The following is a 20,867-nucleotide window of genomic DNA, read 5'->3' as shown; positions in this document are numbered from 1 at the left end:
TATGGCCGCCCATCGACAGTTGCGTCACTGGTGGCCCCGGCCCCAGTTTTCCCTGTTTCTGCTGGTGCTGTGGCTATTGCTGATGAACACCCTGAGCCTGGCCCAGCTACTGATCGGCGCCTTCCTGGGCTGGTTGATCCCCTACCTGACCCAGCCGTTCTGGCCGGAGAATCCTCGCCTGCACCAGGCGTGGCGGCTGGTGCCGTACTTCGCCCACCTGCTGTGGGACATCCTCAAGTCGAACGTCACGGTGGCCTGGCTGATTCTGCTGCCGCCGGGGCGACTCCGGCCCGCCTTCATTCGTTACCCCGTCATCCTGACCGATGAGTTCGCCCTCGCCATGCTGGCCAGCACCATTTCGCTGACGCCGGGCACGGTGTCGGCCGGACTCAGCCCGGACCAGAAAACCCTGCTGATCCATGCCCTGCACGTGGTGGATGAAGAGGCCCTGATCCGCCATATCCACACCCGTTACGAGCAACCCCTGAAGGAGATCCTGGAATGATCGCCGCCGTCCTGCCGTTGGCCCTGCTGCTGTTCAGCGTCAGCCTGTTGCTGAATCTCTATCGACTGCTGCGCGGACCGGACCTGACCGACCGCATCCTGGGACTGGATACGCTCAGCATCAATGCCATCGCCGTGATCGTGCTGGCGGGCATCTACATGGACACCACCATCATCTTCGAGGCGGCCATGCTCATCGCCCTCATGGGCTTCGTGGGCACCGTGGCCATGACCAAGTACCTGGTGCGTGGCGACGTCATCGAATGACCGCGAGGAGGGGCTCATGAACATCCCGCTCTGGCTGGACGCGTTGATCGCGGCGCTGCTGTTGATCGGCGCCATTGTGGCCACCCTGGGCTCGGTGGGGCTGGCCCGCATGCCGGATTTCTACATGCGTCTGCACGGGCCGACCAAGGCGTGCACCCTGGGGGTGGGCTGCACGATGCTGGGCTCGCTGCTGTACTTCAGTGCCGCCGGCAAGGGCATCAGCGTGCAGGAGGTGTTGATCACGGTCTTCCTCTTCGTCACGGCACCGGTGAGCGCCCATGTGATGGCCCGTGCGGCACTGCACCGTCGGGTGGCGTGCAGTGCCCATACCCGCCACCCCCCCTGGCCCGAGATGGACCACCCCCCGGTGCCCCCCTCGCCGGCGAACCCGGGGGAGGGCTCCGACACTCGGACCCGGGGCGGTTCATGAGGCTGGAGATCGCCGCCCCTCAGGGCGGCGCTTCGCGTTGCTGACCCGGCGAGGTCACAGCGTCATGAAGGGCGAGGGCTCCTGGTCGGTGAACTGATAGATGTCCCAGTCGCCCTGCTTGGGCCCCGGCATGCCCGGGGTGCCGATGGGCATGCCGGCCAGGCCGATGCCGCCGATGGCGGGGCGCTCGTCGAACAGCTTCTCGATGGCGGCCAGGGGCACGTGGCCCTCGATGGCGTAGCCGCCCATCAGGGTGGTGTGGCAAGCGCCGAGCCCGTAGGGCAGCCCGGCCTGCAGCTTGATGTCGCCCACCTCGACGTCGTCGACGATGGTGACCGAGACGCCCATCTCCTCCAGGTGGCGGGCGTAGCCGTCGCAGCAGCCGCACTGCGGGTTCTTGTAGAGGGTGGCCTCGTCGGGCAGGGCGGCCTGGGCCGCGGTGGACCCCAGCAGCAGGGCGCCGGCGAGCAGCAGGGGCGTGGTATGACGGTTCATGAGCAATCTCCCGGGTACTTGATCAGCGAGGCGATGTGTCTTCGTATTCAACCGTGTCAGCCCTGATCCTGCCTTGACCCAGCGCAAGGGTGCAAGCGGTCCCATCGACGCTTCAGACGGCACCCAGGGCCGCGGCTGGATGGAGCAAAGCATCCGCCGGCCGAACGAAAGCAGCCGGATCGGGAGACGATCCGGCTGCGAGCATGCGCCAATACGCTGTCTCACCCCCTCATGCCGGGGGCGTCATGAGGGGAAGGAGAACTGCGCGCCTTCGCGTACCCCGGCCGACGGCCAGCGCTGGGTGATGGTCTTGCGCTTGGTGTAGAAGCGCACGGCGTCCGGTCCGTAGGCGGCCAGGTCGCCGAACAGAGAGCGCTTCCAGCCACCGAAGCTGTGGTAGGACACCGGCACCGGCAGTGGTACGTTGATGCCGACCATGCCGACCTGGATGTGGTCGCTGAAGTAGCGGGCCGCCTCGCCGTCGCGGGTGTAGATGCAGGTGCCGTTGCCATATTCGTGATCGTCGATCAGCTTCATGGCTTCCTGCATGGAGCCGGCACGCACCACCAGCAGCACCGGACCGAAGATCTCCTCGAGGTAGCAGGTCATCTCGGGGGTCACGCGGTCGATCAGGGTGCCACCGACGTAGAAGCCGTTTTCAAAGTCCGGCACCTGGACGCCGCGGCCGTCGACGACGATCTCGGCGCCCTGCGCCTCGGCGCTGTCGATGTAGCCGCAGACCTTCTCCTGGTGGGCCTTGGTGATCACCGGGCCGAAGTCGTTCTCGGCATCGGCGAAGGGGCCGACCTTGAGGGTCTGCATCTGCTCCTGCATCTTGGCGATCAGGGCGTCGGCGGCCGCGTCGCCCACGGCCACGGCCACGGACAGCGCCATGCAGCGCTCGCCGGAGGAGCCGAAGGCGGCGCCGGTCAGGGAGTTGACCACGTTGTCCATGTCGGCATCGGGCATGACGATGGCATGGTTCTTGGCGCCGCCCAGGGCCTGACAGCGCTTGCCGTTGGCGCTGGCACGGTTGTAGATATACTCGGCGATCGGCGTGGAGCCGACGAAGCTGACGGCCTGCACGCGGGAATCGTCGAGCAGGGTGTCGACGGCTTCCTTGTCACCGTTGACGACGTTCAGCACGCCGGCGGGCAGTCCCGCCTCCAGGGCCAGCTCGGCGATGTAGAGCGTCGAGGTCGGGTCGCGCTCGGAGGGCTTGAGCACGAAGGTGTTGCCGCAGGCGATGGCCATCGGGTACATCCACAGCGGCACCATGGCCGGGAAGTTGAACGGCGTGATGCCGGCGACCACGCCCAGCGGCTGGAACTCGCTCCAGGAATCGATGCCAGGGCCGACGTTCTTGCTGTGCTCGCCCTTGAGCAGCTCCGGCACGCCGCAGACATACTCCACGTTCTCGATGCCGCGCTGTAGCTCGCCCTTGGCATCGTGCACGATCTTGCCGTGTTCCTGGCCGATCAGCCGGCAGATCTCGTCGGCATGCTCTTCCAGCAACTGCTTGAAGCGGAACATGACGCGGGCGCGCTTGGCGGGCGGGGTGTCGCGCCAGGCCGGGTAGGCGGCCTGGGCGGCGGCGATGGCCGCCTCGACGGTGGCCTTGCTGGCCAGGCTCACCTGGCCGGCGACCTCGCCGATGGAGGGGTTGAAGATGTCCTGGGCACGCGTGTTGTCGTCGACGCGGGTGCCGTTGATCAGGTGGCCAAGAGTGGTCATTGCAATACCTCTAGAAGAAACGAGTACAAGTTGAGTTCAGTCCAGTTCGCCGATGGCATCCCCCAGCACATTGACGAGGCGGTCGATCTCCTCGCGCTCGACGATGAAGGGCAGGCCGAGCTGGATGGTGTCGCCGCCGTAGCGCACGTAGAAGCCCTTCTCCCAGCACTTCATGGCGATTTCAAAGGGGCGCCGTGCCGGCTCGCCGGGGTAGGGCTCGATCTGCAGGGCGCCGGCCAGCCCATAGTTGCGAATGTCGCTGATATAGCGGCTGCCCTTGAGGCCGTGCAGCGATTCCTCGAAGATCGGCCCCATCTCCCGCACGCGCTCGATCAGGCGATCGTTCTCGAGCACGTCCAGGGCCGCCAGCGCCGCGGCACAGGCCACCGGATGGCCCGAGTAGGTGTAGCCGTGGGGCAGCTCGAGCATGTAGTCGGGCCCGCCCTGTTCCATGAAGGTGTGGTAGATCTCGCCCTGGACGATCACCGCGCCCATGGGTACCGCACCGTTGGTCAGCTGCTTGGCGACGTTGATGATGTCCGGCACCACGCCGAACTCCTCGGCGCCGGTCATGGACCCCATGCGGCCGAAGCCGGTGATGACCTCGTCGAAGATCAGCAGGATCTCGTGCTGGTCGCAGATCTCGCGCAGCCGCTGCAGGTAGCCCACGGGCGGCGGGATCACCCCGGCCGAGCCGGCCAGGGGCTCGACGATCACCGCGGCGATGTTGGAGGCATCGTGCAGGGCGATCAGCTCCAGCAGCTCCTCGGCCCGCTCGGCGCCACGCTCGGGCATGCCCCTGGTGAAGGCATTTTCCGGCAGCAGGGTATGGGGCAGGTGGTCGGCATCGACGCCCTGTCCGAAGAGGGTACGGTTGGCGCCGATGCCGCCCAGGCTGAAGCCACCGAAGTTGACGCCGTGATAGCCCTTGGAGCGGCCGATCAACTTGGTCTTGGTCGGCTTGCCCTTCTTGCGCCAGTAGGCACGAGCGATCTTCAGCGAGGTGTCGGCGCTCTCGGAGCCGGAGCCGGTGAAGAACACGTAGTCGAGGCCCGCAGGCGTCAACTCACGGATTCGGTGGGCCAGCTCGAAGGCCTTGGGGTGGCCGTACTGGAAGGCCGGGGCATAGTCCAGCGTGGCGAGCTGCCGAGCCACGGCCTCGGTGATCTCGGGGCGGCCGTGACCCGCACCGCAGGTCCACAGGCCGGAGAGGCCGTCGAAGACTTGCCGGCCCTGGGCATCGGTCAGGTAGCTGCCCTCGGCACCGACGATGATTCGCGGGTCGCGCTTGAACTGGCGGTTACCGGTATAGGGCATCCAGTAGGCATCCAGCTGCTCTGGGCTCAGCCCCGCGGTCTGGGAGAAGTCACGCTCGGACATGGCAGCACCCTCTGTTGATATCGCCGTTGTCGATGGTTCTGTAGCAGTAGGCTAGCTCCGGCTGTCAATAAGTTAAATCCAGATGTATTTAATTTCATGCAAGTCATTGCTTAACTTTCTGTCTTGGCAGCGATACCCTCGAAGCCGAACGTCGTCGAGAGGAGGGCATGCCGATGTCGCGCCGCAAGGAGGCCTTGACGGGCCAACTGAGCGATGCCGATCTGCGCCTGCTGAGGATCTACCGCAAGGTGGTGGAGTGCGGTGGTTTTTCCGCCGCCGAGGTGGAGCTGAACATCAGTCGGGCCGCCATCAGCATGGCGATGAACGACCTGGAGACGCGGCTCGGCCTGCGCCTGTGCCAGCGAGGCCGCAGTGGCTTTTCGCTGACCGAGGAGGGGGCCGAGGTCTACGAGGCCATACTGCAGCTGCTGGCGGCCGTGGAGGGCTTCCGCACCCGGGTCAACGGCCTGCATGCCTGGCTCAAGGGCGAGCTCAATATCGGCATCACCGACAACCTGGTGACCATGCCCGAGATGCATATCACCAATGCCCTCAGCGCACTCAAGGAGCGCGGTCCGGATGTGCGCATCAACATCCGCATGATACCGCCCAGCGATATCGAGCTGGCCGTGCTCGATGGTCGCCTGCATACCGGCGTGATTCCGGCGCTCAAGACCTTGCCCGGCCTGCATTACCTCTCGCTGTACGGGGAAACCTCGCAGCTCTACTGCGCTTCCGGGCATCCGCTGTTCGACGCCGAGGAGATCACGGAAGAGCAATTGGCGAACTGTGACGCCGTGATACCCGCCTATGCCCAGACACCGGAGATCAAGGCGCTCCATGAGCCCCTAAGGGCGGCCGCCTCGGCCACCGATCGGGAAGGCATCGCCTTTCTGATCCTGTCCGGTCGCTACATCGGTTACCTGCCCACCCACTACGCCGATAGGTGGGTGCGTGACGGCCGGATGCGCGCCCTGAATCCCGACAGGTGGCACTATCTCACCCGCTACAGCGCCATCACCCGCAAGGGAGCCCCGCCCAACCTGGTGCTGGAAAGCTATCTTGAAGCGCTGGAGAAGCTGACGGCGAAATAAAAACCCGGCCAATAAGGCCGGGAACAAGAGCATGTGAAGATTATAGCTGTCAGTCAGGCATGAAAGTCTCATGGACGTCAATTGCTACTGCTGAGAGACGAGTTACTGTTTTCGAGGACCATATACTCACCGGACTTCAGTTTTTTCCAGTAGCTATTGAACTCCCTGCGGACCACGTTAGCCAGGAAGTAAAGTCCGATAATATTGCAGAGAGCCAACAGGAAAAACACCGAGTCAGCAAACAGAATGACAGGTGCAAGAGCGGTGGCGGCTCCAATCACCGTAAAGCAAAGAAAAATGACCTTATAAGCGACTTCAGCCTTGGGGTTGTCACCAAGAAGAAAGCCAAACCCTTTCATGCCGTAATAAGAGTTACTGAGGATCGTTGAGTAGGCAAATAGAAATACGGCGAATGCCAGTACATAAGAAAAGGACGGTGCAACTGTCTCAAAGGCACGGGATGTCAGCGTAACACCGCTAACCTCATGCACATCAGAACCTTGCCAAGTCCCGGTGAGCACGATGCACAGCGCTGTCATCGAACATACAATGATCGTATCAATAAAAGGTTCCAGAGAGGCCACAAATCCTTCAGTGGCGGGGCGATTAGTCTTGACAGCCGAGTGAGCTACCGCCGCATCACCAACACCTGCGGAGTTTGAAAAAGTAGCGCGTTGGAGGCCAACAACTAGTGAGCCCACAACACCACCCGCTACACCTTGCGGTGAAAAAGCGCCTGTAACAATCTCGCCGATAGCAGCAGGAATACCAGTGATATTAACGGAAATAACAACAAGGCAGGCAGTAACATAAAGCAGGGTCATGAAGGGCACCAGGATGCTTGTGACCCGGGCGATGGATTTTATCCCACCTATGATGACTGCAGCTGTCAAAGCAGCAAGCAGCATACCAATAGCCCACTTGTTATTGATCAGCCAATCAACATTGGCCACATCGACGAGCTGCTGGGTGGCCTGATTCGCCTGAAATGCATTGGTACCAAGAGCCGCGATCATCATGAACAATGCCCAGCACACCGCAAGGACCTTACCAATCTTGACAAAGCCCAGCTCCGCCAAGCCATCACGTAGGTAATACATTGGCCCACCCGAGGTAGTGCCATCCGGGTGAACATGCCGGTACTTAACGGCCAGCATGCACTCGACCATTTTGGTGGACATGCCGAAAAAACCGGCAACAACCATCCAGAAGGCAGCCCCCGGCCCACCCAAGGTGATGGCAATGGCAACACCTGCAATATTGCCAAGCCCAACGGTGCTGGAAACAGCAGTAGATAGTGCCTGAAAGTGACTGACTTCGCCGACAGCATCTTCGGGCGTATACTTTCCTCTCACGAGGTTAAAGGCGTGCTTCATCCCACGAATATTGAGGAACCGCAACCACACGGTAAAAAAAGTTCCGGCAACGATAAGCCAAAGAACAATTACCGGAGCCTCTGTGCCAAATAAGGGGAGCGGATAAAAGACGATCGATGCCAACCATGTAGCAAATGGCTGAAAGTAACGATCCAAGGTTGTATCAATAATACCGCTATTGAAGAGAGCGAAGATCTCTACTGTAAAGATCGATTCCAGAGTCATCATGTTCAGGGCACCACCACTACGGGAACAGAAGAATTCTCAGCAACACGGCTGGCGGTGCTGCCGAATAAAGCCGACCGCATCCTTGACTCACCGGCACGACCAACAACAACCAGGTCGTAGCCACCACTCTTGGCCAGCTTGATCATCGTATCAGAAGGGCGCCCATGCCTTATCAGCGTTGTCACCCTGGAAGTATCGGGATATAGATTCTCTTCAGAAATCCATTCCATCAAGGGTTTAATAACATCGGATTCAGCACGCGAAATCTCCTGCTGCCTCTTGATAGGCCGCCTCTCATTATCTTCTTTCGTGGAGAACTTATAAGGAGACCAGTTGATGACATGAACTATTGTGACATCCCAGTCGTGCATCGCTGCCCTTTCCAGCGCAAACTTTACAGCACGCCAGGACCGACGACTTTTATCCACTCCTACAAGAACTGAATCCATAGCACTTCACCTATCGTCATAGTTGAAAACCTCAAGGCGAGTCATAAAAAAATGAGCAGGCGAAACAAAACCCCACCAACAGCTCTAGTATCTTGCAGGTCAAGATCGCATTATCGCCATGAGTAAAAATAGCTGACAGTGAAAGTTTCAGAAACATTTAAAATTCTACAGAAAGCTGAAACTAACATGATGAGCTTCTCGGATTTGCTGTCCAGCAAGAATCACTGCCGTACAGCAAATCCTGATATCGCTATAGATGTGAGTTATTCCATCTGTTCAACAGCGATTTTTGCAGCCTCGTCTATCATTTCTTCAACTTCGCCAGCTTCTTTTTTGCTCAAGATAAACTCATTGAGCTCCTGAATATCAGCCTCTGGTGTTGATTTGTTCAGACCAAATGCAACGCCTTGGCGGGCCAAGGGAGGAGTGGGAGTCATGATCTCCGCCCATTCAGGGTTCGCGTGCTGGAACAGTAGATTGGTGTCATTGGCATCAGCCAGGATATCCGCTCGACGGGACATGACAGCCAAGCGTGTCTCATCCATGCCCGGAAGGCGCATGACGCCGGCATCCTCGATGCTTTCGCTCACGGTCTTGTCCTGCACGGTGCCGGACATGACGGCGATAGTGATATTCTCGTGATCGATATCCTCGAGGTTGTTGACCCCGTCGGAGAACTTGGGGTTGTCCTTATTGTAGAGAAAGGAAACCTCATAGTTGGATACGGGCTCGGAGAATGCGACCGCCTTTTCGCGCTCCGGGGTCTGATTGAGCGCCATCGCAAGGTCCCAGCGATTACTCTGAACGCCAGCGACGAGATTGTCCCAGTTGGTGTCAACGAAGGTCGCCTCTACCCCCAGATGGTCGGCGAACCCGCGACACATCTCGACGAAGAACCCAGCGTACTCGTTGGTCCTGGGGTCCTTCATGACGTAGGGCGTGGCAATGGCGGCACCGCAGCGCAGCTCGCCTGCCTCCTTCACACCCTCCCAGGTGTCATCGGCTGCAAAAACCGATGAACTGGTTGCCAAGCCCAGTGTGGCCATGCAGCAAGCAGTGGCCAAGGAACGACGAGAGATGAGTAGTGTCATTTAATAAGCCCTTGTTTTTGAAAGTTATATGAAGTGTGCCTCAGCATTCGGTCCATGCCGCTGAGTAGGCCATGGTTCCGCGTACCCAGCGACATGTCGGCCCGCCTCTCAAGTATGCAGACCTGCATACAACGTAGAATCAGGCTAACAGCAAGTCAACAAGAGATAGCAATAGGATCATCACTCCGAGCCTCTGTGGGCGACTCCACCCCCGGAATGGGCGGTACGGGCCCGTGGTTCACATGACCCGAGGACTTGATCCAACCAACTGTTGCCTAACGTAATTTATGGGTCAGCCCAACAGGACACCACCGCCTCGACACCTAGCTATCGTGCACGCCTCGATGCCCACCGAATGAGCCTTCCGTCATCCCGGGTCTTCCCGGGTGTGCCCTCTGTGGACGCCTGTCTGCAAGGAAGGGTGATTTGCATATATCTATTTGTTATTTCATGAGGCATGGCCACCTCCGCTCGGAAGGATCGACCGTAAGACATTAGTCGCAATCGAGCATATTGAAACTAATTATAGTTTGGCAATGGAGGGGGGAGGCCTATTGCTCAAGTAATTATCCCTTTTTTATCAACATGTTAATCACAAGCCAGGGAAGGATTCAGCACGCTTGGCTGCATCCCCCCTCCTCACCGGATATCCCTTGACAGGCTCGAACGACCCTATCTACAGTTGTATGCAGATCTGCACACACAGAGAATCGGGCTTTCATCACAAATAGAAGAATTAGAGGTCGATATGTTTTCTCCAGCACGTTTCAAACCTGCTCGCGCACACAAGGAAGGAGATTGCCTGCCTCACAGCATGGCGGAGCGCTCCTCACCCTCCATTAGTATCAAACCAATCAAACGGCTTTGGAGAAGCTAATGAATATGGCTAAAAACATCAACAAAGACATAGGTGCCAATATCGTTGATCACCCAGGATCGGCAAAGACCAAGCCTTTGATTGAATTCAAGGGAGTCTCCAAGAAATTCGGAGAAGATTGTGTCGTCATGGATGAAATGGACCTGCAAATGAAAGCAGGTGACAGGTTGGTGATCATCGGTCCGAGTGGTAGCGGGAAAAGCACGCTGCTCAGGGTATTGATGGGCCTGGAGTCAATCGACAAGGGTGAAATATACTTTGACTCCGAGCCTTACATCTCTGTAGACCATAAGGGACGTACCAAGCGTGATATAGCGGCCCGCAACAAGATTGGAATGGTGTTCCAGCACTACACGCTGTTTCCACACCTCTCGGTGCTCAGCAACTTAACGCTTTCCCCCATCAAGATCCATGGCATGGCCAGGTCGGAAGCGGAAGACCGCGCCAGTGAATACCTCGCACGCCTCGGCATGGAAGACAAGATACGCAGCTACCCAGGCAAGCTCTCCGGTGGCCAGAAACAGCGGGTAGCCATTGCCCGTGCCCTCATGCTGGAGCCAAAGTTGATGTTGTTTGATGAGGTAACATCGGCCCTGGATCCAGAGATGGTTGCGGAGATAGAGAAGGTGATGCTTGATCTTGCACAACAGAAAATGGCCATGATGATCGTTACCCACGACATGCACTTTGCCAAGAAGATTGCTACCGAGTCGGTTTTTGTAGCTGGCGGAAAGGTAGTAGAGAAAGGGGATCCAGAAATCATGTTCAATGATCCCAAGGAGGAAAGGACCAAGGATTTCCTCAACAAGGTGCTGCATCTCAAGTGAGGTAAATCGTCATGAACTATATATTTGATTTTAGTTTTCTAGCCGAAGGCATTTGGCCTTTGCTTGAGGGGCTGAAGACAACCTTGTTGCTGGCGCTGGGTGCCAATGTACTTGGCCTTACAGTAGGCTTTGTGGTCTGCTTGATGGCCATGGCCCCACTCTGGGTGATACGCTTACCCGCCAAGCTGTTTATCGAATTCTTTCGATGCACCCCTGTCTTGATACAGGTGGTATGGTTCTTTTATTGTGTTCCCATACTCTTCAACGTGTTTCTGGATCCCATTACAATGGGGGTGCTGGCACTGGGCCTTAACCTGATTGCCTTCAATGCCGAGGCATATCGGGCAGGCATACAGTCTGTGCCCAAGGAACATCACGATGCCTGTGTCGCACTGGGACTGGGCCCCTGGATTAAAACGGTTCATGTGATCTTTCCCCAGGCTCTGAGGAATGCGATCCCCGTGCTGATGACGAATGGCATCACCATCCTGCAACAGAGCGCACTCGTTGCCATCGTGGCGGTGGCGGACCTGATGTACGCAGGCAAGATACTGGCGACCGATACATATAGACCCCTGGAAGTATATACCACCGTCGCGGTGATCTACTTCCTGATGTCGCTACCTATTTCTCAGGTCGTAACATACCTGGAGCGTCGTCAGGACGTTTCGGTAGAGCGTTGAGGAGGTCGCCATGAATTTTGATTTATTGAGAGTCTTCAGCTACTGGGATGTCCTTCTTCAAGGCCTGGGCATCACGCTGTTCTTTACGATAACGTCCGCCGTGGTCGGCACCCTGCTGGGCTTTATTATAAGCCTCATGAGGGTGAGCCCATTCCGTATCCTCAAGTGGCCTTCTCGCCTGTATGTCGAGTTCTTCCGCGGGACACCGATGCTGATCCAGCTCTTCTGGATCTTCTTCTGCCTGCCACTGGTGATCGGACAAGATATTCCACCCTATGTATCTGTCTTGATCTCCATGGTGCTGTTCATGGCGGCAATCACCAGCGAAACATTTCGTGGCTCACTGAAGTCCATCTCGGGGGAGCAGCATGACGCCTGCGTCGCCTTGGGGCTTAACTTTAGGGTGAAAGCCGTCAGTGTCATTTTCCCCCAGGCCCTGCTACGTTCGATTCCGCCGTTGATGTCGAATATCGTGGCACTCTTCAAGGAAAGTGCACTGATTTCCTCTGTCGGGATCGCAGACTTGATGTTCGTGAGCTCAAACATATCTTCCAGCACTGCCCGTCCAGTCGAGTTTCTGACAGCTGCAGCAGTAATCTATTTTGCAGTGGCATTTCCGATAACTCGCTTGGTCGACTTGGTAGAAGCGAATCTGCTACGCCGCTTCGTGTAGCAGCATTATCAAAGCAACCCTTAGGTAAACCGGAGATTCGAATGAAGCTCGAAGGCATTATCCCCGCGCTCGTTACGCCGTTTGACGCCAACGACAAGATCAATCACCAGGTCCTGGCCGACCTGCTCGAACACCAGCTGAAGATGGGTGCCACCGGCTTCGCGCCGCTGGGGTCCACCGGCGAATCCTACGCGATGACCAACGAAGAGCGTCGTGAAGTCCTGAAGACCGTCAAGGAAGTGGTGGGCGACCGCGGCATGCTGATCGCCGGGGCCAACGCTCCCTCCACCCGCGAGGTCATCGAGCAGGTCAAGCAGAACCGCGACGCCGGCTACAACGCCGTGCTGGTCGCGCCGCCGTTCTACTCCGTGCCGTCCGACGAGGAGCTGCTGGGCCACTACCGCGCCATCCTCGATGCGGTACCCGATGTCGAGCTGGTGCTCTACAACTACCCGATGCGCGTGGCCATCGAGCTCGGCTACAGCGTGATGGACGGTCTGCAGGACGATCCACGCGTGATCGCCATCAAGGAAAGCAGCGGCGAGCTGATGCGTGCCATCGATATCGGCACCAAGTACAGGGGCAAGATCGACCTGTGCTGTGGCTCCGACGATATCGCCCTGGACTACTTCCTGTGGGGTGCCACCAGCTGGATCAGTGCACCGGCCAACATCATGCCGGAGAACATCAACAAGTTTTACAACGACTACATGGCGGGAGACATCGACAGCGCCAAGAGCATCTCCCAGAAGATCTTCCCGGTCATGAACAGCCTGGAAACCAGCAAGTTCATCCAGAAGATCAAGTACGGCTGCGAGCTCAACGGCTTCTCGGTCGGCAACGCCCGCATGCCGCTGCAGCCCCTCAGCGATGCCGAGAAGGCCGAGTTCCGCCAGGCCTACGAGCAGGTCTAACACTGGGGATCGTCTGGCACGGCCGAGGGATCGGTCGTGCCTGTCTCTAACGCGAGAGGTCAGCTGATGAGCGTCGCTCCATCTACTGTGGTCATAGGCGGTGGCATTGTTGGGGTCTGCTGTGCACTCTACCTCCAACGGGAAGGCAAGAACGTTACGTTGGTAGACCCTGCGGAACCCGGCGACAGCACTGCCAAGTGGAGCTGTGGCCAGATGGCCGTAAGTGAAATCATTCCGCTCTCCAAGCCGGGAATCCTGAAGAAAGTACCGGGCTGGATGCTGGATCAGAAGGGGCCTCTGGCATTACGCCCAAGGGCTGTGCCGGGACTCTTGCCGTGGATGGTTCGATTCATGGCCAATGCGCGTCGGTCCCGGATCGATGCCATAGCCCAGGAACTTGCTTCGCTGACGAGCAAGGTCTATCAGGATTATCAACCTCTTTTCGACAAGTGCGAGAATGATGACCTGATCGGAAGCCAGCCGACACTGGAAGTGTTCGATACACGTTCAGGCCTGGAGGATGAGCAGGTCTATATCGAACTTCGCCGTGAGCTTGGCTTCAAGGTCGAGACCCTCGGGGCAAAAGAGATTGGTGATCTCGAGCCGGCCTTGGCAGGAAAATTCTCTCATGGGCTCTTGCTCAGCGACTGGAGAAGCGTTCGGGACACGGAAGGCTTCATAGCGGAGTTGACCAAGAGCTTCGTCAGTCAAGGTGGAGTGAGGATAAAGGATACCGTCCAGAGCATCCAGACGAGTCAAGGAAAGGCGACTGGGATCACACTGGATAGTGGACGATCGATTCCCGTCGAGCAACTGGTAGTGGCTGCCGGTAACGGCAGCAAGAGATTCTTCGACACCCTGGGCGTCAAGGTCCCCCTGATGGGTATCGGCGGCTATCAGGTCGTGGTACGAAATGCCGGCATCAATCTCAACCATTCCACGGTTTATGCCGATGGTGGATTCGGGTTCATACCCATGACCAGGGGACTACAGATCGGCGGCACCATCGAGTTTGCTGGTGACAATGCCTCCCCCAACTATGATCGCGCCAAGATCATCCTGAAAAAGGCAAAACGCATCATGCCCTCGCTCGACACTTCGGACGTCGAGTTCGGCATAGGTTGGCGCCCATTCCTGCCGGATACCAAACCAGTGATCGACAAGTCACCTAGGCTCGACAATGTCGTCATGACCTTCGGCCATGGCCAACTTGGGTTGACACTGGGGGCCACTACGGGGCGGCTGGTGAGCGATCTCCTCCAGGGGCGAAAGAGTGCCGAGGACATCACCCCTTTTCGGGCATCAAGATTCTGAATCAACCAGACATGGAGAGGACAATGGATTCCTACGACAAGCTGTATATCAATGGTCAGTGGGTCAAGCCTGCCAAGGGCCAGACATTCCCTGCTATCGACCCCAGCGATGAGAGCGTCTTCGCCCATGTGGCCTCCGCGACGGCCGAGGACGTCGATGCCGCCGTGAAGGCCGCCCGCGACGCCTTCGACAACGGGCCCTGGCCGAAGATGAGCGGCAAGGAGCGTGCCGGCTATCTGCGTCGTGTCGCCGAAGGGATCCGCGCGCGGGTCGACGAGCTGGCCACCATCGAGGTGCGCGACAACGGCAAGCCGATGCCCGAGGCCGTCTGGGACATCGAGGACACCGCCGGGTGCTTCGATTTCTATGCCGACCTGGCCGAGCGCGGCGACGAGCAGCCGGAGAAGACCGTGGAGCTGGCGGAAGACGGCTTCGTCTCCAAGGCCATCAAGCAGCCGGTGGGTGTCGTGGCGGCGATCACGCCATGGAACTTCCCGATGCTGATGGCCTCCTGGAAGGTGGCGCCGGCGATCGCCGCGGGCTGCACCGTGGTGCTCAAGCCCTCCGAGGTCACTTCGCTGACCGCGCTGGAGATGGCGGCCATCTGCGAGGAGGCGGAGATCCCGCCCGGCGTGGTCAACATCCTGCCCGGCATCGGGATCGAGGCGGGGGCGCCGCTCACCGAGCATCCGCTGGTGGACAAGATCGCCTTCACCGGCAGCGTGCCGACCGGCAGCAAGCTCATGAAGGTGGCCGCCCAGGACATCAAGAACGTCAGCCTGGAGCTGGGCGGCAAGTCGCCGCTGATCATCTTCGACGATTGCGACCTCGAGGACGCCGTCGAATGGCTGATGTTCGGCATCTTCTGGAACAAGGGCGAGGTGTGCTCCGCGACCTCCCGGGTTCTGGTGCAGGAGAACCTCTATCCGAAGCTGATGGAGCGCCTGGTCGAGGAAGCCCGCAAGCTCAAGATCGGCAACGGCATGCAGGATGGCGTCCTGCTCGGGCCACTGGTCAACGCCGCCCAGTACGAGAAGGTGACCGGGGCCATCGAGGCAGGCAAGCGTGACGGCGCTACCCTGGTGTACGGCGGCGAGCGTCCGGCCGGCCTTGAGAAGGGCTACTACCTGGAGCCCGCCATCTTCGTCGACGTGCCCGAGGACTGCGACCTGTGGAAGGAAGAGGTCTTCGGCCCGGTGGTGGCGATCCGCCGCTTCGCGACCGAGGAAGAGGCCGTGCGCGTGGCCAACGACTCGGAGTACGGCCTGGCCGGCGCCGTCATGTCCAAGGACCTCGAGCGCTGCGAGCGAGTCGCCCGCGACCTGCAGGCCGGCATCATCTGGATCAACTGCTCGCAGCCCACCTTCGTCGAGGCACCCTGGGGCGGCTACAAGAAGAGCGGCATCGGCCGCGAGCTCGGCGAGTGGGGCTACGAGAACTACTTCGAGACCAAGCAGATCACCAGCTACGTCAGCGACAAGCCCTGGGGCTGGTTCATCAAGTAAGCTGTCGATCACGAGTATCGCTGAGCTGAGGACACCATATGCGTTGGCAAAAGACACTACAGCTGGTCGACGTTCACTGTGAAGGTGAGGTCGGGAAGGTCATTACGGGCGGCGTCCTGGACCTGCCTGGCTCGACGATGCTCGACAAGATGCATTACATCAACGACGTCGATGACTCCTTGCGGCGCCTCGTCACCCAGGAACCCCGTGGTTGCCTGCAGATGTCGGTCAATCTCCTGCTGCCAAGCCGATTGCCGGAGGCGGACGCGGGAATGATCGTCCTCCAGGCCGACAAGGCACACCCCATGTCCGGCAGCAACTGCATCTGTGTGGTGACGGCCCTGCTCGAACTGGGGATGGTGAAGATGCAGGAGCCGGTGACCACGGTAACCATCGACACCCCGGCAGGGCTCATCAAGGCCCAGGCCCATTGCTCGGCGGGCCGTTGCACGAGTGTCAAGCTGGATATGGTACCGGCCTTCGTCGATGCCCTGGATCGAACCGTCGAGGTACCGGGCCTGGGCAGCATCAAGCTCGATATCGCCTTCGGCGGTGTCTTCTATGCGCTCGTCGATGTCGACCAGGTCGGACTCGAGATCAAGCCGGAGAATGCGCGCCGGCTTGCCGAACTGGGAGCGTCCATCAAGAAGATCGTGAATCACCAGATCGACGTGCAGCACCCGGTGCTAAGCTCGTTAAGCGGCGTGGCCTATGTCATGTTCCGCAATCGACTGGAGGATGGGCTCTACCAGACCTGTACCACCCTTCCCCCTGGACGGGTGGACCGCTCTCCTTGCGGGACGGGAAGCTCGGCCAATCTCGCGACGCTCATCGAGAGAGGGCTCGTCAAGAAGGGCGATCGGCTCGTGTCGCGCTCCATCATCGGGGGAGAGTTCCAGGTCGAGGCACGGGATATAGCGACCATTGCCGACAAGCAGGCGGTATTGCCCAGCGTGACGGGGCGTGCCTGGGTCTATGGTTTCCACCAGTTGGGAGTCGATCCGGACGATCCCCTGGCCGATGGCTTTACGCTGTCCGATACCTGGGGACAGGGTTGATGGGCCTGCTATGATGATCGTTGCAATCCTTCCATCCTGATAGGGAAAAACCTATGGCTAGCACAACAAAAAGGCATGGTGGCCGCTACGTCTACGAAACGCTTCGGCGCAAGATCCTGACGCTTGATCTCAAGCCGGGGAGCCCGCTTGATGAAGTGTCATTGGCCGAAAGTTTCAACCTGTCCAGGTCGCCCATCCGTGATGCCCTGGCGCGCCTGCATAGCGAAGGGCTGGTGACGGTGCTCAGCAATAGAAACGTCATCGTCAAGCCCATCGACTTCGAAGGCTTGCCTCGCTACCTGGATGCCCTCGACCTCGTTCAGCGTGCCGTCACGCGCCTTGCGGCAGGCCTCCGGAGTGACGCCGAGCTCGACGAGATCCGCCGCAAGAACCAGGAGTACATGGCGGCGGTGGAAGCCTCGGATTTCGGCATGATGTCGGAGAAGAACAAGGAGTTCCACCTGTGCGTTTCCCGGGCGGGGGGAAACCCCTATCTGACGCAATACTACGAGAATCTCCTCGATGAGGGACAACGGCTGATTCACCTGCAACTGAACTTCATCATCAGCGACCTTTCCCGGACGATTGGCAACGATCACGAAGACATCATAACGGCTATTGCCGACAGGGACATGAGCAAAGCCGAAGAGGCTGCCCATGAACACACGGAACTGTTTCGGAAGCGCTTCATCGATTACCTGAACAAGAGTCACGTCACTGAACTGAAACTGGACTGGATTGGCAAAAGAGAGGAGTTGGAAGCATGAGCGACAAGCGATTGAAGGTGCTCATTATCGGTGCCAGCGGCACCATCGGTGCCGCCGTGAAGGAACACCTTTCCGAACGCCACGAAATTATTACGGCCGGTACCCAGAGTGGTGATATCAAGCTGGACATCACCGATCCGGCATCCATCAAGCGAGCCTTCGAGGAACTGAGCCCGCTGGATGCGGTGGTCATGACCCTGGGCAAGGCGACCTTCGCACCCTTCAGCGAGCTCGAGCCGGCCAAGCTTGGCGAGTCCAAGCACCTGCTGGGCATCGAGAACAAGCTGATGGGCCAGGTCAACGTCGCCCAGGTGGCACGGGACCACCTCACCGATGGCGGCTCCATCACCCTGACCACCGGCATCCTCAACGAGCATCCGGTGCCCGGCAGCGTGTCGCCGAGCATGGTCAACGGCGCCCTCGATGCCTTCGTCAAGGCGGCCGCCATGGAGATGCCGCGCGGCATCCGCATCAACAGCGTGAGCCCCAGTGTCTTGCGTCAGTCGCTGGGCAAGTATGGCCCCTTCTTCCGCGGCTTCAAGCCCGTGGAGGCCGCCGATGTGGCGCTGGCCTACAGCCGCAGCGTGGAATCCCTGGTCACCGGCCAAGTCCTGAAGGTCTGGTGAAGCCGTCGACCTGAGGCGCTTGTAAATTTGCTTCTTATTGAAATTTTACCCGTCTCGGGGGAATGAATGTCCTCGTTGCCAGGACGTTAGGCGCGAGCAGTCCTCAAGAAGAGGACCCCGGCTCATTCATCGCCGCGGCGCCCATGGTGGCGGTGCATCAGCAGGTGCATGCCGAGGCACAGCGCCAGCGGCAGCAGCAGCCAGGCCCCACTGGCGAGCGACTGGCCGCGCCACATCAGCAGTAGCATGGCGCCCCCCATCAGTACCAGGCAGGCGGTCATCATCCAGGAGTGTAGGGACCCTGAGGGTACGCCCGGCGATGGCGGGGTCGCGGGCGCCGGGTGCTCCGGCGAGCCAGATTCGGGCTGGCGGTTCTCGTGCGAAGGGTGATGCGGTGAAGGATGTCGAGTCATGAGCCGTCTCCCTTGGGTTGCTCGCGGACGAAGCGCCGCTTGAGCAACAACGAATTGCCGATCACCGACAAGGAGCTCGCGGTCATGGCGATGACGCCGATCATCGGGTGCAGCAGGCCGGCGGCGGCGATGGGGATGGCCGCCACGTTGTAGCCGCTGGCCCAGAGCAGGTTCTGGACGATCTTGCCGAAGGTGGCGCGGGAGAGGTGCATGGCGTCGACCACCCCGGTCAGCTCGCCGCGCACCAGGGTCACGTCGGCGGCCTCGATGGCCACGTCGGCGCCAGCGCCGATGGCGATGCCCACATTGGCCTGCTTGAGTGCCGCGGCGTCGTTGATGCCGTCGCCGACCATGGCCACATGGTTGCCGTGCTTCTCCTGCAGCTTGCGGATGGCATCGACCTTGCCCTCGGGCAGCACCCCGGCCTGGACCTCGTCGATCCCCACCTCGTCGGCCACTGCCCGGGCGGCGCGCTCGTTGTCGCCGGTGATCATCACCACATGCATGCCCAGCGTGTGCATGCCGCGAATGGCCTCCACCGATTCCGCCTTGAGGGTATCGGCCACGGCGACGATGCCGCATGCCTGGCCATCGGCGGCGACGATCACCACGGTGCGCCCCTTGCCCTCGAGTGCCTGCATGTCGTCGTCCAGGGCATCGAGGCCGGTCACGCCTTCCTCTTCCAGCAGGCGTCGGTTGCCGATCAGCACGGTCTCGCTGCCGACCTTGCCGGACACGCCGCGCGCGCCGGTGGAACGGAACTCCGTCACCTCCTGCGGTTGCACGCCCCGTTCCCGGGCGCCATCGACGATGGCCCGGGCGATGGGGTGCTCCGAGGCGTTCTCGACGCTCACCGCCAGGGTCAGCAGCCGGGTCTCGTCGCTCCCTTCGACGGGGATGGCGTCGGTCAGCTTCGGTTCGCCGCGGGTGATGGTGCCGGTCTTGTCGAGCACCATCACCTTGACGTCCTTGAAGGTCTGGATCGCCTCGCCGGATCGGATCAGGATGCCGCGCTCGGCGCCGATGCCGGAGCCGACCATCAGGGCCGTGGGCGTGGCCAGGCCGAGGGCGCAGGGGCAGGCGATGACCAGCACGGCGATGGCGGCCAGTATCGCCAGCACCGGCGTGGTGGCCTCGGGGTTCACCCAGGGCAGGAAGGTCGCGCCCCAGTCGAGGATCGGGCGCAGGGCATCCGGCAACAGCGCCCAGACGATCAGGCTGGCCAGGGCAATGAGCAGCACCGCCGGCACGAAGCGCCCGGTCATGCGGTCGGCGAACTCCTGGATCGGCACCCGCGAGCCCTGGGCCTGGTCGATCAGGCGCACCACCTGGGCGAGGAAGGTATCGCCGCCGACCCGGGTGGCCTTGACCCGCAGGCGCCCCTCCTTGTTGATGGTGGCGCCGATCACGCCGTCGCCGACACTCTTGTAGACCGGTATCGATTCGCCGGTGGCGATGGACTCGTCGAGATGGCTCTCGCCCTCGACCACCTCGCCGTCGGTGGGGATCTTGTCGCCGGGGCGCACCACCATGATGTCGCCGGGGGCGAGTTCCTTCACCGGGACCTCGACCTCCTCGCCATCACGCTCCACCCGGGCCGTCTTGGCGCCCAGGGTCAGCAGGCGGCGGATCGCCTGGGAGGCGCGCCCCTTGGCCAGCGCCTCCAGGTAACGCCCCAGCAGGTGGAAGGTCATGATGGTGGCGGCCATCTCGATGAACGAGGTCATCGGGTAGACGAAGCCGATCAGACCGATCAGGTAGGGCGGCAGGCTACCCATGGAGATCAGCACGTCCATGTTGAAGGTGCCGTTCTTCAGTGAGCGCCAGGACGAGCGGTGGGTGGCGGCGCCGCCGTAGAGGAACACCACCGGGAACGCGAGTAGTGCCACGATGGCCAGGTAGCCGGGGATCGGCTGCCAGAACATGTGCGGCATCATCAGGATCATGACCAGGGCGGTGGGTACCGCGGCGATGATCAGCCGCTTGCGCGCCTGGGAGAGGTAGGCTTCCTCGATCCCGGCCTCGTCGGCGCTCTCTTCTTCGCCTTCGTCATGGACCGCCGCCACGTCGTAGCCGGCGCCCTCCACGGCGATTTTCAATGCCTCGCCATCGGGACCGCCTTCGTCGACGGTCACGCTGACCCGGTGGCTGGCGATGTTGGT

At 60.2% G+C, this 20,867-nt stretch carries 21 protein-coding genes; 13 read left to right on the top strand and 8 right to left on the bottom strand.

The window, feature by feature from the left end; all coding sequences use genetic code 11:
* The first annotated feature begins 1 nt into the window (after position 1).
* From QLQ85_RS03120 to QLQ85_RS03110, 3 genes are read left to right on the top strand one after another with little or no spacing between them, the layout of a single operon-like run.
* Complete coding sequence (locus tag QLQ85_RS03120; protein WP_282721312.1) at positions 2-505, top strand: Na+/H+ antiporter subunit E; 504 nt, start codon at positions 2-4, stop codon at positions 503-505.
* Entirely contained in the window at positions 502-771 is a 270-nt protein-coding gene (locus tag QLQ85_RS03115; protein ID WP_282737656.1) for a K+/H+ antiporter subunit F, read from the top strand. The genes QLQ85_RS03120 and QLQ85_RS03115 overlap by 4 nt, the downstream gene beginning before the upstream one ends.
* Before the next feature lie 16 nt (positions 772-787).
* On the top strand, positions 788-1,201 hold the full coding sequence (locus tag QLQ85_RS03110) for a Na+/H+ antiporter subunit G (protein ID WP_282737655.1): 414 nt from the start codon (positions 788-790) through the stop codon (positions 1,199-1,201).
* Positions 1,202-1,255: 54 nt separating this feature from the next.
* Here QLQ85_RS03110 and QLQ85_RS03105 read toward each other — a convergent pair whose 3' ends face one another.
* The 3 genes from QLQ85_RS03105 to QLQ85_RS03095 all read right to left on the bottom strand — a co-directional run bounded on the left by QLQ85_RS03105 (position 1,256) and on the right by QLQ85_RS03095 (position 4,810).
* Complete coding sequence (locus tag QLQ85_RS03105) at positions 1,256-1,696, bottom strand: DUF411 domain-containing protein (RefSeq protein ID WP_282737654.1); 441 nt, start codon at positions 1,694-1,696, stop codon at positions 1,256-1,258.
* Positions 1,697-1,939: 243 nt separating this feature from the next.
* Positions 1,940-3,430: a CoA-acylating methylmalonate-semialdehyde dehydrogenase gene (locus QLQ85_RS03100; protein ID WP_282737653.1), complete on the bottom strand. Its 1,491-nt coding sequence runs from the start codon at positions 3,428-3,430 to the stop codon at positions 1,940-1,942.
* A gap of 36 nt (positions 3,431-3,466) precedes the next feature.
* Positions 3,467-4,810, bottom strand: coding sequence for an aspartate aminotransferase family protein (locus QLQ85_RS03095; RefSeq protein ID WP_282737652.1), 1,344 nt, complete (start codon positions 4,808-4,810; stop codon positions 3,467-3,469).
* A 173-nt stretch (positions 4,811-4,983) separates the two neighbouring features.
* Between QLQ85_RS03095 and QLQ85_RS03090 the strand changes: the two genes are divergently transcribed.
* On the top strand, positions 4,984-5,904 hold the full coding sequence (locus QLQ85_RS03090; RefSeq protein WP_282737651.1) for a LysR family transcriptional regulator: 921 nt from the start codon (positions 4,984-4,986) through the stop codon (positions 5,902-5,904).
* A gap of 77 nt (positions 5,905-5,981) precedes the next feature.
* Here the strand turns inward: QLQ85_RS03090 and QLQ85_RS03085 are convergent, their stop codons facing one another.
* The 3 genes from QLQ85_RS03085 to QLQ85_RS03075 form a co-directional block, all read right to left on the bottom strand.
* Positions 5,982-7,508, bottom strand: coding sequence for an alanine/glycine:cation symporter family protein (locus QLQ85_RS03085; RefSeq protein WP_282737650.1), 1,527 nt, complete (start codon positions 7,506-7,508; stop codon positions 5,982-5,984).
* A 2-nt stretch (positions 7,509-7,510) separates the two neighbouring features.
* Positions 7,511-7,957: a universal stress protein gene (locus QLQ85_RS03080; protein ID WP_282737649.1), complete on the bottom strand. Its 447-nt coding sequence runs from the start codon at positions 7,955-7,957 to the stop codon at positions 7,511-7,513.
* A 263-nt stretch (positions 7,958-8,220) separates the two neighbouring features.
* Complete coding sequence (locus QLQ85_RS03075) at positions 8,221-9,048, bottom strand: substrate-binding periplasmic protein (RefSeq protein ID WP_282737648.1); 828 nt, start codon at positions 9,046-9,048, stop codon at positions 8,221-8,223.
* Positions 9,049-9,924: 876 nt separating this feature from the next.
* Between QLQ85_RS03075 and QLQ85_RS03070 the strand changes: the two genes are divergently transcribed.
* The 9 genes from QLQ85_RS03070 (at position 9,925) to QLQ85_RS03030 (ending at position 18,292) form a co-directional block, all read left to right on the top strand.
* The gene (locus tag QLQ85_RS03070; RefSeq protein WP_282737647.1) at positions 9,925-10,752 is read left to right on the top strand and encodes an amino acid ABC transporter ATP-binding protein; all 828 of its coding nucleotides are present in this window, start codon (positions 9,925-9,927) and stop codon (positions 10,750-10,752) included.
* Positions 10,753-10,763: 11 nt separating this feature from the next.
* Positions 10,764-11,435 (top strand): amino acid ABC transporter permease, encoded by a 672-nt coding sequence (locus QLQ85_RS03065; RefSeq protein WP_282737646.1) that lies wholly within the window; start codon positions 10,764-10,766, stop codon positions 11,433-11,435.
* Between the two features lie 10 nt (positions 11,436-11,445).
* On the top strand, positions 11,446-12,108 hold the full coding sequence (locus tag QLQ85_RS03060; protein ID WP_282737645.1) for an amino acid ABC transporter permease: 663 nt from the start codon (positions 11,446-11,448) through the stop codon (positions 12,106-12,108).
* A 41-nt stretch (positions 12,109-12,149) separates the two neighbouring features.
* Positions 12,150-13,022 carry a 4-hydroxy-tetrahydrodipicolinate synthase gene (gene dapA, locus QLQ85_RS03055; protein ID WP_282737644.1) on the top strand — a complete coding sequence of 291 codons (873 nt, stop codon included), beginning with the start codon at positions 12,150-12,152 and terminating at the stop codon, positions 13,020-13,022.
* A 66-nt stretch (positions 13,023-13,088) separates the two neighbouring features.
* On the top strand, positions 13,089-14,336 hold the full coding sequence (locus tag QLQ85_RS03050; protein ID WP_282737643.1) for an NAD(P)/FAD-dependent oxidoreductase: 1,248 nt from the start codon (positions 13,089-13,091) through the stop codon (positions 14,334-14,336).
* Positions 14,337-14,359: 23 nt separating this feature from the next.
* On the top strand, positions 14,360-15,841 hold the full coding sequence (locus tag QLQ85_RS03045; RefSeq protein WP_282737642.1) for an aldehyde dehydrogenase family protein: 1,482 nt from the start codon (positions 14,360-14,362) through the stop codon (positions 15,839-15,841).
* A 38-nt stretch (positions 15,842-15,879) separates the two neighbouring features.
* Entirely contained in the window at positions 15,880-16,899 is a 1,020-nt protein-coding gene (locus tag QLQ85_RS03040) for a proline racemase family protein (RefSeq protein ID WP_102629811.1), read from the top strand.
* Between the two features lie 53 nt (positions 16,900-16,952).
* On the top strand, positions 16,953-17,666 hold the full coding sequence (locus QLQ85_RS03035; protein WP_282737641.1) for a GntR family transcriptional regulator: 714 nt from the start codon (positions 16,953-16,955) through the stop codon (positions 17,664-17,666).
* Positions 17,663-18,292 carry a short chain dehydrogenase gene (locus QLQ85_RS03030; protein WP_282737640.1) on the top strand — a complete coding sequence of 210 codons (630 nt, stop codon included), beginning with the start codon at positions 17,663-17,665 and terminating at the stop codon, positions 18,290-18,292. The genes QLQ85_RS03035 and QLQ85_RS03030 overlap by 4 nt, the downstream gene beginning before the upstream one ends.
* 122 nt (positions 18,293-18,414) lie before the next feature.
* Here QLQ85_RS03030 and QLQ85_RS03025 read toward each other — a convergent pair whose 3' ends face one another.
* Together QLQ85_RS03025 and QLQ85_RS03020 are read right to left on the bottom strand one after the other, a co-directional pair.
* Positions 18,415-18,576, bottom strand: coding sequence for a DUF2933 domain-containing protein (locus QLQ85_RS03025; protein ID WP_282737639.1), 162 nt, complete (start codon positions 18,574-18,576; stop codon positions 18,415-18,417).
* A 125-nt stretch (positions 18,577-18,701) separates the two neighbouring features.
* A partial coding sequence (locus QLQ85_RS03020; RefSeq protein ID WP_282737638.1) for a heavy metal translocating P-type ATPase occupies positions 18,702-20,867 on the bottom strand: 2,166 nt, incomplete at its 5' end.

Source organism: Halomonas kalidii (assembly GCF_030010475.1).
In the GTDB taxonomy this organism is placed as follows: domain Bacteria; phylum Pseudomonadota; class Gammaproteobacteria; order Pseudomonadales; family Halomonadaceae; genus Halomonas; species Halomonas heilongjiangensis.
This window is presented reverse-complemented; position numbering and strand designations above follow the sequence as displayed.

Coding starts and splice junctions, on each gene's coding strand:
- QLQ85_RS03120 (WP_282721312.1), top strand. CDS start 2: ATGGCCGCCCATCGACAGTTGCGTCACTGGTGGCCCCGGCCCCAGTTT.
- QLQ85_RS03115 (WP_282737656.1), top strand. CDS start 502: ATGATCGCCGCCGTCCTGCCGTTGGCCCTGCTGCTGTTCAGCGTCAGC.
- QLQ85_RS03110 (WP_282737655.1), top strand. CDS start 788: ATGAACATCCCGCTCTGGCTGGACGCGTTGATCGCGGCGCTGCTGTTG.
- QLQ85_RS03105 (WP_282737654.1), bottom strand. CDS start 1,696: ATGAACCGTCATACCACGCCCCTGCTGCTCGCCGGCGCCCTGCTGCTG.
- QLQ85_RS03100 (WP_282737653.1), bottom strand. CDS start 3,430: ATGACCACTCTTGGCCACCTGATCAACGGCACCCGCGTCGACGACAAC.
- QLQ85_RS03095 (WP_282737652.1), bottom strand. CDS start 4,810: ATGTCCGAGCGTGACTTCTCCCAGACCGCGGGGCTGAGCCCAGAGCAG.
- QLQ85_RS03090 (WP_282737651.1), top strand. CDS start 4,984: ATGTCGCGCCGCAAGGAGGCCTTGACGGGCCAACTGAGCGATGCCGAT.
- QLQ85_RS03085 (WP_282737650.1), bottom strand. CDS start 7,508: ATGATGACTCTGGAATCGATCTTTACAGTAGAGATCTTCGCTCTCTTC.
- QLQ85_RS03080 (WP_282737649.1), bottom strand. CDS start 7,957: ATGGATTCAGTTCTTGTAGGAGTGGATAAAAGTCGTCGGTCCTGGCGT.
- QLQ85_RS03075 (WP_282737648.1), bottom strand. CDS start 9,048: ATGACACTACTCATCTCTCGTCGTTCCTTGGCCACTGCTTGCTGCATG.
- QLQ85_RS03070 (WP_282737647.1), top strand. CDS start 9,925: ATGAATATGGCTAAAAACATCAACAAAGACATAGGTGCCAATATCGTT.
- QLQ85_RS03065 (WP_282737646.1), top strand. CDS start 10,764: ATGAACTATATATTTGATTTTAGTTTTCTAGCCGAAGGCATTTGGCCT.
- QLQ85_RS03060 (WP_282737645.1), top strand. CDS start 11,446: ATGAATTTTGATTTATTGAGAGTCTTCAGCTACTGGGATGTCCTTCTT.
- dapA (WP_282737644.1), top strand. CDS start 12,150: ATGAAGCTCGAAGGCATTATCCCCGCGCTCGTTACGCCGTTTGACGCC.
- QLQ85_RS03050 (WP_282737643.1), top strand. CDS start 13,089: ATGAGCGTCGCTCCATCTACTGTGGTCATAGGCGGTGGCATTGTTGGG.
- QLQ85_RS03045 (WP_282737642.1), top strand. CDS start 14,360: ATGGATTCCTACGACAAGCTGTATATCAATGGTCAGTGGGTCAAGCCT.
- QLQ85_RS03040 (WP_102629811.1), top strand. CDS start 15,880: ATGCGTTGGCAAAAGACACTACAGCTGGTCGACGTTCACTGTGAAGGT.
- QLQ85_RS03035 (WP_282737641.1), top strand. CDS start 16,953: ATGGCTAGCACAACAAAAAGGCATGGTGGCCGCTACGTCTACGAAACG.
- QLQ85_RS03030 (WP_282737640.1), top strand. CDS start 17,663: ATGAGCGACAAGCGATTGAAGGTGCTCATTATCGGTGCCAGCGGCACC.
- QLQ85_RS03025 (WP_282737639.1), bottom strand. CDS start 18,576: ATGATGACCGCCTGCCTGGTACTGATGGGGGGCGCCATGCTACTGCTG.